Annotated in this window: 13 protein-coding genes; 7 read left to right on the forward strand and 6 right to left on the reverse strand. The window is 62.8% G+C overall.

The window, feature by feature from the left end; all coding sequences use genetic code 11:
- Nucleotides 1-73: 73 nt before the first annotated feature.
- On the reverse strand, nucleotides 74-1,126 hold the full coding sequence (locus Q1B40_RS21915) for a TRAP transporter substrate-binding protein (RefSeq protein WP_299819569.1): 1,053 nt from the start codon (nucleotides 1,124-1,126) through the stop codon (nucleotides 74-76).
- Nucleotides 1,127-1,194: 68 nt separating this feature from the next.
- The gene (locus Q1B40_RS21920; RefSeq protein ID WP_299819571.1) at nucleotides 1,195-2,370 is read right to left on the reverse strand and encodes a cytochrome P450; all 1,176 of its coding nucleotides are present in this window, start codon (nucleotides 2,368-2,370) and stop codon (nucleotides 1,195-1,197) included.
- 144 nt (nucleotides 2,371-2,514) lie between these two features.
- Between Q1B40_RS21920 and Q1B40_RS21925 the strand changes: the two genes are divergently transcribed.
- Complete coding sequence (locus Q1B40_RS21925; protein ID WP_299819574.1) at nucleotides 2,515-3,429, forward strand: LysR family transcriptional regulator; 915 nt, start codon at nucleotides 2,515-2,517, stop codon at nucleotides 3,427-3,429.
- A 19-nt stretch (nucleotides 3,430-3,448) separates the two neighbouring features.
- Here the strand turns inward: Q1B40_RS21925 and Q1B40_RS21930 are convergent, their stop codons facing one another.
- Nucleotides 3,449-4,552: a citrate synthase/methylcitrate synthase gene (locus Q1B40_RS21930; protein ID WP_299819577.1), complete on the reverse strand. Its 1,104-nt coding sequence runs from the start codon at nucleotides 4,550-4,552 to the stop codon at nucleotides 3,449-3,451.
- 76 nt (nucleotides 4,553-4,628) lie between these two features.
- Here Q1B40_RS21930 and Q1B40_RS21935 point away from each other — a divergent pair, with 76 nt between their 5' ends.
- On the forward strand, nucleotides 4,629-5,789 hold the full coding sequence (locus Q1B40_RS21935) for a citrate/2-methylcitrate synthase (RefSeq protein WP_299819580.1): 1,161 nt from the start codon (nucleotides 4,629-4,631) through the stop codon (nucleotides 5,787-5,789).
- A 96-nt stretch (nucleotides 5,790-5,885) separates the two neighbouring features.
- The gene (locus tag Q1B40_RS21940; RefSeq protein WP_299819583.1) at nucleotides 5,886-6,779 is read left to right on the forward strand and encodes an AEC family transporter; all 894 of its coding nucleotides are present in this window, start codon (nucleotides 5,886-5,888) and stop codon (nucleotides 6,777-6,779) included.
- Nucleotides 6,780-6,784: 5 nt separating this feature from the next.
- Here Q1B40_RS21940 and Q1B40_RS21945 read toward each other — a convergent pair whose 3' ends face one another.
- From Q1B40_RS21945 to Q1B40_RS21955, 3 genes are all read right to left on the reverse strand, one after another.
- Nucleotides 6,785-7,618, reverse strand: a complete 834-nt coding sequence (locus Q1B40_RS21945) for an oxaloacetate decarboxylase (RefSeq protein ID WP_299819586.1) — start codon at nucleotides 7,616-7,618, stop codon at nucleotides 6,785-6,787.
- A gap of 231 nt (nucleotides 7,619-7,849) precedes the next feature.
- Nucleotides 7,850-8,314, reverse strand: coding sequence for a DUF1203 domain-containing protein (locus Q1B40_RS21950; RefSeq protein WP_299819589.1), 465 nt, complete (start codon nucleotides 8,312-8,314; stop codon nucleotides 7,850-7,852).
- A gap of 100 nt (nucleotides 8,315-8,414) precedes the next feature.
- Nucleotides 8,415-9,581, reverse strand: a complete 1,167-nt coding sequence (locus Q1B40_RS21955) for a hypothetical protein (protein ID WP_299819592.1) — start codon at nucleotides 9,579-9,581, stop codon at nucleotides 8,415-8,417.
- Between the two features lie 161 nt (nucleotides 9,582-9,742).
- Between Q1B40_RS21955 and modA the strand changes: the two genes are divergently transcribed.
- From modA to Q1B40_RS21975, 4 genes are all read left to right on the forward strand, one after another.
- A complete protein-coding gene (modA, locus tag Q1B40_RS21960; protein ID WP_299819595.1) occupies nucleotides 9,743-10,519 on the forward strand; it encodes a molybdate ABC transporter substrate-binding protein in 777 nt (258 codons plus the stop codon).
- 91 nt (nucleotides 10,520-10,610) lie between these two features.
- Nucleotides 10,611-11,318 carry a molybdate ABC transporter permease subunit gene (gene modB / locus Q1B40_RS21965; RefSeq protein WP_299819598.1) on the forward strand — a complete coding sequence of 236 codons (708 nt, stop codon included), beginning with the start codon at nucleotides 10,611-10,613 and terminating at the stop codon, nucleotides 11,316-11,318.
- On the forward strand, nucleotides 11,311-12,417 hold the full coding sequence (modC, locus tag Q1B40_RS21970; protein WP_299819601.1) for a molybdenum ABC transporter ATP-binding protein: 1,107 nt from the start codon (nucleotides 11,311-11,313) through the stop codon (nucleotides 12,415-12,417). The genes modB and modC overlap by 8 nt, the downstream gene beginning before the upstream one ends.
- A gap of 37 nt (nucleotides 12,418-12,454) precedes the next feature.
- Nucleotides 12,455-14,239, forward strand: a complete 1,785-nt coding sequence (locus tag Q1B40_RS21975) for an ATP-binding protein (protein WP_299819604.1) — start codon at nucleotides 12,455-12,457, stop codon at nucleotides 14,237-14,239.
- Nucleotides 14,240-14,242 lie beyond the last annotated feature (3 nt).

Below are 14,242 nucleotides of genomic sequence, written 5' to 3' on the forward strand. Positions count from 1 at the left end.
CAAGGGCGACCAGTCGGTTGCACACAGATGGGAGGCATCGGTTCCGTGCAGGAGCCGATGCCTCCAAAGTTCGTTATTGTTGGGTGTTTGCCTTGATCAGCTCCATTGCGCGCTGATAGAGACTGCTGCCGTCGAGACCCCTTTCATCCATTTCGGCAATCCATTTTTCCCGTGTGGGGATCGCCGCCTCCTTCCAGAGGGCGACTTCCTCCGGCCCGAGATCGATCATCACACCGCCTTTCGCGAGGGCGTCATCCCGGGGGGCGGCATCATCCAGCTGCATCTGTTTTCCGGCGAATGCCGAAAGCTCCAGACCGGAATTGTTGTCGATCACGGCCTTCAGATCGTCCGGGAGCGCGTCATAAGTGGCCCGGTTCATCGCCAGCACGAAGGTCGCGGTGTAAAGGGCGTCGTCCCCGAAGCTTGTGTGGTTGTCGACGAGTTCGTTGATCTTGAGGGCGCCTGTCACCTCCCACGGCACCACCGTGGCGTCGATCACTCCCTTGGAAAGCGCTTCGGGAACTGCGGGAACCGGCATGCCGACCGGGGTCGCTCCCAGGCTTGCGAACATGTCGTTGGTTACACGGGTCGGCGCCCGCAGCTTGACGCCTTTCAGATCGTCCAGCGAACTGATCGGTTGTTTGGAATGGATCAGACCGGGACCGTGAACCCACAGTCCCAGAACCTTCATGTCCTTGAAGTCCTGGTCCAGCATGGTCTCTTCCGCCAGTTGCCAGAAGGCGCGTGACACGGCTTCCGCATTGGTCATGACGAAGGGCAGTTCGAAGACTTCCGTGCGCGGGAAGCGGCCGGGGGTGTAGCCGGGGAGGGTCCAGACAATATCGGCGACGCCGTCGATGGCCTGGTCGATCAGCTCCGGTGGCTTGCCGCCGAGTTGCATGGCCGGGAAATGCTGAACCTCGATCCGCCCCCCGGACTCTTCCTGGATTCGAGCCATCCACGGTTCGAGAATGTTCTTCGGGACGCTCGCCTGGGGCGGTAGCATCTGGTGAAGCCGCAGCGTGACATCCGCGGCCATGGAAGCACCCGGTGCTCCCGCCAGCAAAAGGCTGGCTGCCAGGATCGTTCCGGCGGCGGCCGGCAACAGGTTCCGGTAGTTCGGCATGATTTCCTCCCTCTAGATTATATGGCCGGCGCTGTCGTGCCGGCCCGGTTTTGTCCTTGTGCGTTTGTTCAGGCCAGCCTGACAGGCAGATTCAGCGGGCCGCGGAAGCCGAACCCGCTCCAGACGACGTCTTCCGGCTTCTCCAGGCTCATGCCGGGAAAACGGTCGAACAGCATTGGCAGCATGATGTCTCCGACGGTGCGGCGTGAAACATGGACGCCCGCGCAATGGTGCGGCCCGTTGCCGAAGGCCTGGTGCGGCACCTTCCGGCGAAAGACATTGAAGGATTCGCCGTCCTCGTGATCGTCCTCGTCGCGATTGGCCGATGCCTGGATGGTCATCAGCGTCACGCCTTCGGGAATCTCGATGCCGTCGATTTCAAGGTCCCGCGTGGCCCGACGGGAAGAGGCCTGGATCGGCGCGACCCAGCGCACACCTTCCTCGAAGGCGTCGCCCCAGGCTTCCTGTCTCTTGACTTCCTCCAGCTGGTCCGGGTTGGTCAGAAGCCCGTAGATGATGGTGGCCAGGGCGTCGCGCGGCTCGTTGATGCCGCCGCCGATGGCGATCTTGATGTTTGCGAAAATCTGGCTCATCGGGATCGGATCACGCGCGTTCAGCATGATCGACAGGGCGGAATTGTTGGGCTCAGCCCGATGACGCGGAACGAGGGTCTCGAACACGGCATCCATTTCGGCATTGGCCGCGTCCGAGCGCCGGAACGGTTCCTCGGCGAAGCCGAAATTGCCGGCCCCGTCGATCAGCACTTGCGACCAGCGCTGCATGTCGGCATCGCCGACCTCGTCGAGACCGAGGATATGCGCCAGGATCCGTGCCGCCAGCGGCCCGCAAAGCTCCGTGAACAGATCGACCGTTTCCCCGCGCGGCAGCCGGTCCAGATAGTCGGCGCATAGTTTCCGGTAAAGGTCGGCCCAGTCGGTATCGATGACCTTTGGGGAATAGGCCCGCTGCATCGCCATGCGTTCGCGCCGGTGTTCCTCGCCGTCCTTGCGCATCAGGGTATGGGCGCGAAACGCCCTGCGCATGGGCGTTACCGGATCGTCCGAGCTGAACAGCACTGGGTCATCCTTCACCATCCTGGTGTGTTTCGCCTTGGTCAGAAAGATCCGGTTCGCCGCCGGCACCTGCACGATGGGCGTCTCCGCCCGCATCCTTCGATAGATCGGATAGGGATCGCGTGTCAGCTGCGCGAGGGTCAGCGTCTCGTCGACGGGTGCTGTCGCCATTCGCCATCTTCCTCCCCAATCCGGCCGGTCGGCTCAGTATTTCCGCCTTGATGAAATCAAGCAATACGATTGACTTTATAGATTGCATCGAATTTTTTGATCCGATGGCACAAATGGCGCCGAACCATTGGCAGTGGAGGGCTGATGACGATGCAGGTAGATCCCATGGGGGTCGATTTTCGGGCCCTGCAGGTTCTGGTGTGCGTACACCAGCTTCGCTCGTTCACCCGGGCGGCCGAAGAGCTGGGCGTCAACCAGTCCGCCGTCAGCTACACGATCAACAAGCTCAGGCAGGTGTTCCAGGATCCGCTGTTCATCCGCCAGGCGCGCCGCCTGCAGGCCACGGCGCGCTGCGAGGACATCGTCCAGCAGGCAAAGCGCCTCACCACCGAATTTCGGCAGCTGGCCGCGCCACCCGACTTCGATCCGGCAATGGCCAGTCAGAAGTTCACCATCGCCTGCAACTTCTATGAACGGGTCCTGATCATCCCGGAAATCGTACACACGTTGAAACGCGATGCGCCCAATCTCGAACTGGAAATCATCGATGCGTCCGGCATCGGGCACGAGCGCCTGCTGCGCAACGAGGCAGACCTTCTGATCGGTCCGTTCGAGAAATCCGGCCCGCATTTCTACCGGCGCGATCTCTACCAGGACCGCTATGTCTGCCTTCTGGATCCCGCCCATCCCAAAGCCGGAGAGCCGCTGAGCCTGGACGATTATCTCGGCCTCGATCATGTGCTCGTCACCTATGGAGGTCAGTGGCGCTCGCGGTATCTGATCGAACTGGAGCGTATGGGCAAGGACCTGAAGGTAGCGCTGCGCGTGCCCAGCCCGGCGGGGCTGGAACGCCTGGTGTCGGGGTCTGATCTGGTTGCGACCGTGCCCGAACGCCTGTCAAAAGCTGTCGGCGCAGGGCTTCAGGTGGTCGATTGTCCGGTCCATACGTCGGTGACGATCGGCCTGGTCTGGACGACCCTCAACCACCGTTTCCCGGTCCATATGTGGGTACGCGACATGATCTATCGCCTGAACAGCAGGACCTCGAAGGAAGGCTAGAGCACATCCATCAAAGGACTCAGACCGGCTGCGGCCCCACATAATGCGAGGACGGCCGAATCAGCTTGCCTGTCTGCTGCTGTTCCAGAACATGCGCGCACCAGCCGGGCGTGCGTCCGACCGCGAACAGCGGGGTGAACAGGGTCCGGTCGATGCCGATCGCATCCAGAAGGACGGCTGTATAGAACTCGACATTTGTTTCCAGCGGCCGGTTCGGCTTGGCCCGTTTCAGGGCGGCCAGCGCCGCAGCTTCTATGTCTTCCGCCAGTTTCACTTTGGGATTTTCCGCTCCAATCAGCCTCAGTCCCGCCTTCAGGACATCGGCGCGCGGATCGCGCGTCCGGTAGATCCGGTGGCCGAAGCCCATCAGCCGCTCCTTGCGGGCAAGGGCCCCGCCGATCCAGGCTTCCGCGTTTTCCGGCTGGCCGATCGCGTCGATCATGTCGAGCACCGGGCCCGGCGCGCCGCCGTGCAGCGGGCCACTCAGGGCGCCCATTGCGCCCAGAACCGCCTGCTTCAGCTCCGCCTGCGTGGAGCCGATCACCCGCGCAGTAAAGGTGGAGGCGTTCAGACCGTGGTCGAGAATGGTCACCAGATAGCGGTTCAAGGCATCCGCATGACCTTCCGGCGGCAGCGTGCCCGTCAGCATCCGCAGCAGGTCCGTGGCCGTGTTCAGCGTACTGTCCGGCGCGACAGGCGCCAGTCCCAAGGCCATCCTGTGGGAAGCCGCCAGAAACACCGGCAGGGCTCCGGTGATGGCGACCGCGTCGGGCAGACCGCGTTTCAGCGGCAGGGCGGCAAGTCCGAGCTGCATGCGCTCGAAGACCGAAAGCTCTGGCGCGGCATCTTCGAGCAACGGAACAACAGCGAATGCGGCGGTGCGGGCCTGTCCGAACGCCGTGCGCAGGGGATGGTCGCCGACCTGGCTGAAATCCTCCCAAAGATGCTCGACCGCCGCCTCGAAAGGCATTTTTCCGGCAAGATCCTCTATTGTCTTGCCGCGCAGGATCAGGACGCCGTTCTGACCGTCGACATGGCTCAGTGTCGTGGTGGCGGCAACGACGCCTTCCAGTCCGGCGGTCGGATCCGGGGTCATTTGGGCGGGATTTGGCGCTTCGGTCATGATCATCTCCTTATTTGTTTGCGCCAGATAATGAGAAACATTTGCATTGATCAACGTTGATAAATACAATCAATGCATGAGCAAACCGATCTATCTCTCCGCCCGCGAAGCCGCTGCCGAACTCGGCGTTCAGCCGGCGACCCTTTATGCCTATGTCAGCCGGGGATTGATTTCCTCCGTGGCCGGTCCCGGCAAACAGCGCCGCTACGACGCGGCCGATGTCCGACGTCTGAAGGGCCGCAAGGCGGAAGATCAGGCCGGCTTGCGGCCCCTGACGGGCGATCCGGTTCTGGAGACGGAACTGACGCTTATTTGCGAGGAAGGCCCGGTCTACCGGGGACGGCGCGCGACCGATCTTGCGGAAAACTCCTCGCTGGAAACGGTGGCGACCCTGCTCTGGGGATCGGAGGACGATCCCTTCGCGGAAAGCGCGCCGGAAAAAGCGCCTGAGCTGCCGCCGGCACTTGGCCCTCTGGACCGGCTGATGATGGCGCTTGCCGCCTGGCCCCTGCAGGACAGGGCCGCCTTTACCCATGCGCCGAAACTTTTGCAGACCAAGGGCGCGGCTCTGCTGCGCTACGGGACCGCCGCGCTGCTGAACAGAAAGCCGGTGGCGGTGCCGATCCACACCCAGTTTGCCGAAGCCTATGGGGTTTCCACCGCCGGCAGAAACGCGATCCGTGCCTCTCTGGTGCTGTGCGCCGATCACGAACTCAACACAAGTGCCTTCGCAGTGCGCTGCGCGGCCTCCACCCGCGCGCCGCTGCATGCTGCCCTGCTCTCCGGGCTTGGCGCATTTGCCGGTCCGCGTCACGGTGCAGCGTCAGATCGGGTGACTGCCTGGCTCGCGGATCTGAGACCGGAAACGGATATCGAGGCGGTTCTGTCCGACCGGCTTGGGCGCGGCGAAAGCCTGCCCGGCTTCGGCCATTCCGTCTACCGCGAGCGCGATCCCCGGGCCGACTGTCTGCTTGAGATGCTGATCCGCAACGAACGAAACCATCCGTTCGTCGAGCGCCTGCCTCTGCTGATCGGTGTCGCCGACGATCTTTACGGCCGTGCCCCCAACATCGATTTCGCCCTGGCGGCAGTGCAGAAAACCTACGACCTGCCCAGGGACGCCGGAAAGATAATCTTCTGCGCCGCGCGGATCACCGGGTGGATCGCTCATGCACTCGAACAATATTCCTCCCCCGAGCAGATCCGTCCCAGAGCCGCCTATGTGGGCGAGCGATAAATCCTGAGGGAAATCACCCTGCCGGAGTGAAGATTGCTTTTGGGCCCTCGGCAGATTTAACGTGTCTACAGGGGATTCGGATCGGGGGACTGGCGGTTGGCCGAGATTTTCACGCATGTTGTCAATGTCATGCTGCCTGTACTGCTGTGCGTGCTGGTCGGCTACGGGCTGGCGGTCGCCAGGGCGCCTTTCGACCAGAAAATGCTTGGCACCCTAGTGTCCTATGTCGGTTATCCGGCGCTGATCCTGTTTCATCTCGCCAAGCAGCACATCCAGCTCGACACCTTCCTGATCGTGCTGGCCGCCGCCGCGGGATCGATCATCATTGGCGCGGTCGTGGGGTTCTTCGTTCTCAAACTGCTGCGCATTTCCGTGAAGGCCTACCTGTCGCCGATGATGCTATCCAACGTCGGCAACATCGGGCTGCCGGTCGCAACCCTTGCGTTCGGGCCGGAAGGGGCCGCCGTTGCCATCGGGTTTGTCATCGTTGTGCTGATGGCGATCTTCACCATCGGCATTGCCCTGCCCATGGGCCGTCCCGACTTTGCCACGCTCGCCCGGCAACCGGTCATCTACGCGGCCTTCGGATCCATTGCCCTGATGGCCAGCGGATGGAAAATTCCCGGACCGATCGATCAGAGCCTTGAAATTCTGGCCGGTCTCGCCATTCCCATCATGCTGCTGACCCTCGGCTACAGTCTCGCGACGTTGAAACTTGGCGGCCTGACACGAGCGGTCCTGCTGTCCGTCATTCACATCGCGATCTCGGCGCTGACGGCATTCGTGCTGACCTGGGTTTTGAACCTCGACGGCAAGATTGAGAGCGTCGTCATCGTGCTCTGCTTCATGCCGCCGTCGGTCGCCACCTATCTGGCGATTTCCCAGTATCAGCAGGAAGAAGCGCCGGGCGTGGCCGGGTTCATATTCGTTTCCACGATCCTGACGCTGGTGACGCTGCCCGTGGTGCTTACCTATTGGGCAACCGGATAAGGCCCTCAGGGTCTGGATTTCAGGAAGGACTCGAAATCGACCGCCTCGCTCATGCGGTCGAAGCACCCGAAGGCCCCGCCGTCCTTGATGTCCACGGCCGCCTCGGTGAAGGCCCTGTAGGCCACCCGGGCGAGGCCGGAGCCGATAGAAACGCGGGCAACGCCCATATCGCCGAGTTCCTTGCGGGTGAGATGAAAATTCCGGCGGCCACCCAGGATGTTGAGGGGCGCCTGCACGGCGTTCAGAATTGCGGCGATCTGGTTCTTTTCCTTGACCTCGGGTGCATAGACACAGTCCGCGCCAGCCTCCACGAACGCGTTGAGCCGCTTGATGGTTTCCGCCATCTCGTATTCGGTCTGCACCGGCCCCTCGCTGCGGGCCGTCAGCACGAAGTCCGGAGCCAGCCTGTTTTTCGTCTCGACTGCCGCCCTAATCCGCTCCACCGCCAGGTCCAGGGAATAATGGGGATGAACGGGATCGGTGGTGTAGTCTTCGATCGAGCATCCCGCCAGACCGACCTCGATGGCACCCCTGACCGTTTCCGCCACCTCTTCCGGGCTGTCGCCGAAACCGTTCTCCAGGTCGCCGTTCACCGGCAGGGTGGTTGCGGCGATGATGTCCGCGGCATGGGCGAGCGCGGCGTCCCGGCTTATCAGACCTTCCGCATCCCTGACCCCTTGCGTCCACGCATAGCCCGCGCTGGACGTCGCGATCGCCTCGAACCGCATTCCATCGAGAATGCGTGCAGACCCGATGTCGAATGGGTTGGGCATCAGGAAAGCCCGGCCCTTTTCATGCAAGGCCCTGAAAATTGCACGGCGGTTGGCGGCGGTCTGCATGACGCGATTCTCCCATAAGTAGCTTTCATGGCCAATATATATCTAAAGTTTAGATCGGCCCATGAAATTCATGACTGGCGACAATCCCCGAGGATGGCCGCTTCGGGAAGAACCAGTTTATCGGGAAACATGGCGCCAGTTGGGGGACGGCGCGCGAAAGCCGGAATTTGTCGCAAGCCTTGCGGAAATCTGCCGCGCAAATTCCCGCAGGGCAGGCCTGCTGACCGGCCTTTACCGGTCCGCCCGGGTGACCCTCGCGGCAAAGCAGCCCCGGCGGGCGTAATGAAGATGGATGTAGTCGGCTTCCGGGTTGGCGAAAAACCTGGCGATCAGATCCGCGGCGTTCTCTCCCTCGACTACCTCGGCATCGATGATTTCGTGCCGGGCGTTAAAGGCCCGCACGGACAGGAGACGGCTGGCAATTGAGTGCGGGACCGATCCCGGCTCCGGACGGCTTTCCTGCGCGCCCTGCCTGACAAAGATGGCATGGCTGGCTCGGTAGGGCGTTCCGTTGGGCTGGTGCTCGAAATTCAGCAGGAACACCCGTTCGCCCGCTTCGGCATCGGCCAGGGACACACGGCAGGGAAATGCGCCATCCGAGATATGAACCTGGATATTCCGCTCCGCGAGTTCGCTCTCCGGCAGGTCGTCCAGATAGGAAAAATCGGCTGCGGGAAGCGGATGGATCTGAAACATGGGCCAGGGTCTCCTCAAGTGATTTGAAGCGATCCTGGACCCATGCGCATTGGGAAACGACCCGATTTGCGAGCGTGGCGGAAATCTCGCGTTAAAACTCCTAGACCCGCTCCTGCTGGCGGTGCCAGCTGACCAGCAGAATCATGCCCATGATCACCAGGTAGGGCAGATAGAAACGGGTTTCGTAGTGCGGGAACACCAGGTATTTGGCGCAGATCGAGGCAAACACCGCATAAAGCAGGACCCTGGCCCGATCATCCAGTTTCGCCGGCGAAATGCATTTGGCGAAAAACAGCACCTCCGCGAACAGGAGCGCGAGCCAGGTCTGGCTCATCAGCGACCTGACCGTGGAGCGCACCAGCATGACCAGGTATCCGGAAACGGAAAACGGCGGGTCGAACCCTTCAAGGGTCGGCACATATTCCACATGGGTGAACCACATGTGGATCCACCAGCCGGGATGATCCGCGCCGCCGGTCAGCCAGAGATAGGTGGCGAAACTGCCGGCGAAACAGGCCGTTATGCTCCATCGCCCGGGGCCGTAGATCGCGGCAAAGACGAAAAACACGCCGATGAACGCCAGATGATCCGGGCGGACCAGGAAGGCGGCGAACAGACTGACCGCTGCCGGCAAATCGAGCCGTTCGAGATAGAGATAGGCGGCAAGCACCAGGAAGACCGTCGCGTAGAGGTCCGGCGACAGCAATTGCGACGCATCCCCGAAGGCCGAAGTGACCAACAGAGCTACGACGACGGGCCCGTACATCAGCGTTCCGGTTCGTGCCATCCAGACAAGCAGAATGGCCCCGACAGCAACAGCCGAGGCCAGCGAAATCATCCGCAAGGCCTTCACCGGATCCATGAAATTCGAAAGCAGACGCGCGGTTTCTACATAGAGGATCTTGATCCGGTAAAAGCCGAGCATGGTGGCGAAGGCGTCCGGGTCTTCCGCCTGGCGGATGCGGTAGGTGCGGTCCTGCGTCAGGGTCAGGTATTCGCCTTCGGACACATTGTCCTGCACGAAGGCATAGCTCTGCCGGTGCAGCTCACCCGGGTCGTTCACCTCTGGTTCCAGAACCGTCGCCGTATAGGCGAACATGTCCCAGTTGGAGAGCGGGAAGACGTGAACGACCGCCGCCGTCATGGCGATGAACACGCAGAAAATACCCGCCCCGATCCAGGACCGCAGCGGTCTGTAGAGCCGGCAGAGAAATCCGTAGACGACAAGGAACGTTCCCTCCAGGCTGCGCTGGGCAAGATTGGGCACTGGCTGAAACTCCCTGATTGGTTGTCCCGGGTTGTCGCATTTCATTGTAAGAATTTCGTAAACGGGGAGGACCCACCAGCCGTGGTTGGCACGCGTCCGCTCTTGAATAGATGCAGCGGCCGGATTAGCTACAAGGGTCTGGATGCAACGCCGGGGGATTGATGTTTCACCGCCTGTTCTTTGTCTTGTGCGCGCTCGCGGTGGCCGCCCTGCCGGCTGCCCCCCTGTCGGCCGCAGAAGAAAGGCCGCTGACCGTGTTTGCCGCCGCCAGCACCCGGGAAGCCATGGAAGGCATCGCGGACGCGTTTGAAGAAGAAACCGGTACGAAAGTCGTTTTTTCCTTCGCCGGTACGGGCACCCTGGCCCGGCAGGTGGAGGCCGGAGCGCCCGCGGACCTGTTTGTCTCCGCCGACGCGGCCTGGATGGACTACGTCCGGGATCACGATGCGGTCAGCGCGGACAGTATTATCGAATTCGCCTCCAATGCGCTGGTTCTGGTCGGACCTGAAGAAAGCCCTGCCCTGGAACTGACACCGGAGAACCTGCATGCGGCGCTGAGGGACGGACGGTTGGCCATGGCCGACCCGGAGACGGTTCCGGCCGGGCGCTACGGCAAGGCGGCGCTGGAAACTCTCGGCCTCTGGTCCTCCGTCTCCGCGCAGCTCGCACCGATGGAAAACGTCAGGATCGCGCTTGCCTCCGTCGCTCGTGGAGACGCACCGCTCGCACTGGTCTACCGGACGGACGCCCTGGTCGAACCGGTGGTTGCCGTGGTGGCGGACTTGCCACCGGAGAGCCACCCCCCGATCCGCTATCTTGCGGCGCTGACCAGCGCCCGGACACATCCTTCCGCTCCCGACTTTCTGGCTTTCCTGGAAGGGCCGCGCGCACGGGAAATCTTGCACTCGCTGGGGTTTCTGACCGATAAGGTGAATTAAGGTACATTGCCTGCACATGGACTCATGTGCAGGCGGAGTGCTTTGAACGGTCGGGTTCCGGCCGGTCTGAAACCCGGCAGATTGAGCGCACGTGGACTTTTTTCATCTTCAACCCGCCGAATGGCAGGCTTTGGTCCTGACCCTGAAAGTGGCCGCCGCGGCGCTGCTCGTGGCGCTGCCGCTTGCCGTTCTGGTCGCCTACCTGCTGGCGCGCTACCGGTTTCCCGGACACGGCATCGTCAATGCACTCGTGCATATGCCGCTTGTGCTGCCGCCGGTCGTGACCGGCTACCTGCTGCTTCTGGCCTTCGGCCGCAAGGGGCCTGTCGGCACATTCCTTTCGGAAACCTTCGGCATCAGCTTCGCGTTCAACTGGACCGGCGCGGCACTCGCGGCCGGGGTCATGGCGTTTCCCCTGATGGTCCGCCCGATCCGCATTTCCTTCGAGGCGGTCGATCCCAAGCTCGAGGCGGCAGCCAAATCTCTCGGTGCCCATAGGGTCATCGCCTTCCTGACGGTGACGCTCCCCCTCGCCGTGCCGGGCATCCTCGGCGGTGCGATCCTGGGGTTTGCCAAGGCGATGGGCGAATTCGGCGCAACGATCACCTTCGTTTCCAACATTCCCGGCGAAACCCGCACCCTGGCGCTTGCGCTCTACACCGCAACGCAGACGCCGAGTGGCGATCTCGCCGCCTTCCGCCTGACGCTGATCGCGGCCGTCGTGGCCTTCGCCGCGCTGATCGCCTCTGAAGTCTTCGCCCGCCGTCTGCGCGGGAGAATCGGCGGCGATCATGATTGACATCAACATCAGGGGTCGCGTCGGCCGGCTGGACATCGTGGCGCAATTCGAGGGACGCGGCGGCGTCACTTCGCTGTTCGGACAATCCGGTGCCGGAAAGACCACCGTGACCAACATGATTGCCGGTCTGGCGACGCCCTCCTCGGGACATATCTCGGTCAACGGCACGGTCCTGTTCGACGCGGACAAGGGCATTGACCTGCCAATTCAAAAAAGACGCATCGGCCATGTCTTTCAGGATGCGCGCCTGTTTCCGCATTTGAGCGTCCGCGCCAACCTCACGTATGCGCGCTGGGCGGGCCGCAGGTCCGGGACGCGGGATTTTGACGAAGTTATCGATCTGCTCGGGTTGAAGGACCTGCTCGGCCGCAAACCCGAAACGCTTTCCGGCGGTGAGCGGCAGCGGGTTGCCATCGGCCGGGCGCTTCTGTCCGGCCCGCGGCTGCTGATCATGGACGAGCCTCTGGCGAACCTCGATCACGCCCGCCGCAATGATATCCTGCCCTATCTCGACCGGCTCTGCATCGAAGCGGGTATTCCGATCATCTATGTCAGCCACTCCATCGAGGAGGTGACGCGCCTCTCCAATACGCTTGTGCTGCTGTCGGAGGGCAGGACGCAAGCCTACGGTCCGGTCGCCGAGATGCTGGCGCGCGAAGATCTGGTTCGCGTGACCGGCCACCGTGAGGCGAGCGCGCTGTTGAGCGGTACCGTCAGCAGGATCGACGCGGCCTGGGGTCTTGCGCATGTCGATATCGGCGGCCCGGAGCTGCAGATCCCGGGACTGGCGGCCGCACCGGGCGACGCGGTTCGTTTGCGCATTCTCGCCCGCGACGTTGCGCTCGCCGTCGTCCCCCCGGAAGGTCTTTCCATTCGCAACGCGCTCCCCGCGACAATCGAAAGCATTTCAGGAGAGGCGGGTCCCTACGCGGAAATCCTGTGTTCCCTGGCCGGCCAGACGATCCGCGCCCGCATCACCCGGGCTTCGGTGTCGGATCTCGGACTGAAACCGGGCATGGCCGTGACTGCGCTGATCAAGAGCGTTTCAATCGACCGGGGGCAGAGCACGCTGGCGCCGCCGGTATCCGGGGAGACCTGAATTGCAGGCAAAGAGGCGCCTGCCATATACTGGCGCAATGACACGTGGATCGCGGCGCCGGGCATGGCGCAATCTGAAACTGGGGATCGGGGCGGCCATGGTGGCGGTGAGCCTGGCAATCCTGTGGCTGACCGGCTTGGCCAGCCTGCGCCTGACCCTGGCCGAGATCGAGACCCGGGCGGAGGCCAATCTTGCCGTGCAGGCCGCCGTTCTGGAACGGCTTCTGGACAAGTTCCGGCTGCTGTCGCCGCTATTGGCGCGCGGACCTGAAACGGGCCGTCTGGTGTCCGGTCTCGACATTGCCCTGGACCGGACCATCACCTCCGTCGCGGCTGGCATGTCCGGCGCGGAGGAAGTCTGGCTGATGGACCCGCTCGGCCGTGTCATCGTCACGAGCCAGCATGGTGTTCCTTTCGGAGCGATCGGCGGCGGCGCCTCCATTGCCGAAGCCTTCGGGCAGGCAAGACAGGGCCAGCTCGGGCGCCAGCTCATTGCCGGAAACCCGCAGACTGCGGCCAGCTATGTGTTCGCTTCGCCACTGCGCAATGGCGACCAGCTGATCGGTATTCTGGCCGTTCGCGTCAGCCTGGAGGATGTCGAACAGGCCTGGGCCCTCAGCAAGGATCCGATCCTGGCGCTGGACGACGAAGGCCGCGTCGTGGTGACCAACGTGCCGGGATGGCGCGGCAAGTTCGTCTCCGAACTGGATTTCGGGCGGGATATTGCCCGTCTTTCCGGCCTCAGCCGCCTCAGCCTGTTGCTGCCCTCCTCCGGCGGGACGAATAATTACATGCCCTTGACCACGTCCCTGCCCGTTCTGGGCTGGACTGTCGAAACCCTGGTCAGTGTCGACGATGCGCGCCAGCAGTCGGCCTGGGCCATGGTCGCCGCGCTGCTGGGCTGTGTGATCGCGGCGGGTGGCCTGTGGATCGTTCTTCTGCGTCGGGAGGAATTCAGCCGCCAGATCCGCCGTGACAAGGCTGTCTCCCTGCGGCTGGAACGGCGAGTACGAAGCCGTACGATGGAATTGCGCAAGGCGAACGAACTTCTGGAAGAGGAAGTGCGCGAGCGCGAGCAGGCGGAAACCAATCTGCGCCTGGCCCAGGCCGAACTGGTGCAGGCGGCGAAGCTCGCCACCCTGGGACGGATGTCGGCGGCCCTCAGCCACGAATACAACCAGCCGCTGGCAGCCATCCGCTCGGACGCGGAGGTCGCCGAAATGCTGATCGATCGCGGCCGGGCCGAGGAAGCCCGGGCCAACCTCACCCGGATCGGCGGCATGGTCTCCCGCATGGCCGAAATCGCCAAGACCCTGAAAGGCTTCACCCGCAAGTCCGGAACGGAAATCCGGGCCGTTTCGCTTCGCAAGGTGATCGACGAGACGTTGCTGCTGCTGCAGCCGCAGATCAAGCAGAGCGCGGTTGAGGTGATCGCGGAGCTGCCTGAAACCGACATTATCGTCAAGGGCGGGCAGATCCGGCTGGAACAGGTGATGATCAATCTGCTTTCCAACGCGCTGGACGCGGTCGGCGGAAGGCAACGACCTCAGGTCACTCTCATGCTCCGCCGCGAGGGCACGGATGCCGTCCTGAGCGTCCGGGATAACGGGACCGGAATAGATGAGGACGTCATGCCGCAGATCTTCGATCCGTTTTTCACCACCAAGGATGTCGGCGCGGGACTTGGGCTCGGCCTGTCGATTGCCTATAAGATCGTTCATGATTTTTCCGGCTCGCTGAAAGTGGCGAACCGGGAGGGCGGCGGCGCGGAATTCACCATGCGGCTGCCGATCGCGGATAAACAGCTGCTGGCGGCGGAATAAGGC

Source organism: uncultured Roseibium sp. (assembly GCF_947496995.1).
Classification (GTDB): domain Bacteria; phylum Pseudomonadota; class Alphaproteobacteria; order Rhizobiales; family Stappiaceae; genus Roseibium.

Coding starts and splice junctions, on each gene's coding strand:
- Q1B40_RS21915 (WP_299819569.1), bottom strand. CDS start 1,126: ATGCCGAACTACCGGAACCTGTTGCCGGCCGCCGCCGGAACGATCCTG.
- Q1B40_RS21920 (WP_299819571.1), bottom strand. CDS start 2,370: ATGGCGACAGCACCCGTCGACGAGACGCTGACCCTCGCGCAGCTGACA.
- Q1B40_RS21925 (WP_299819574.1), top strand. CDS start 2,515: ATGACGATGCAGGTAGATCCCATGGGGGTCGATTTTCGGGCCCTGCAG.
- Q1B40_RS21930 (WP_299819577.1), bottom strand. CDS start 4,552: ATGACCGAAGCGCCAAATCCCGCCCAAATGACCCCGGATCCGACCGCC.
- Q1B40_RS21935 (WP_299819580.1), top strand. CDS start 4,629: ATGAGCAAACCGATCTATCTCTCCGCCCGCGAAGCCGCTGCCGAACTC.
- Q1B40_RS21945 (WP_299819586.1), bottom strand. CDS start 7,618: ATGCAGACCGCCGCCAACCGCCGTGCAATTTTCAGGGCCTTGCATGAA.
- Q1B40_RS21950 (WP_299819589.1), bottom strand. CDS start 8,314: ATGTTTCAGATCCATCCGCTTCCCGCAGCCGATTTTTCCTATCTGGAC.
- modA (WP_299819595.1), top strand. CDS start 9,743: ATGTTTCACCGCCTGTTCTTTGTCTTGTGCGCGCTCGCGGTGGCCGCC.
- modC (WP_299819601.1), top strand. CDS start 11,311: ATGATTGACATCAACATCAGGGGTCGCGTCGGCCGGCTGGACATCGTG.
- Q1B40_RS21975 (WP_299819604.1), top strand. CDS start 12,455: ATGACACGTGGATCGCGGCGCCGGGCATGGCGCAATCTGAAACTGGGG.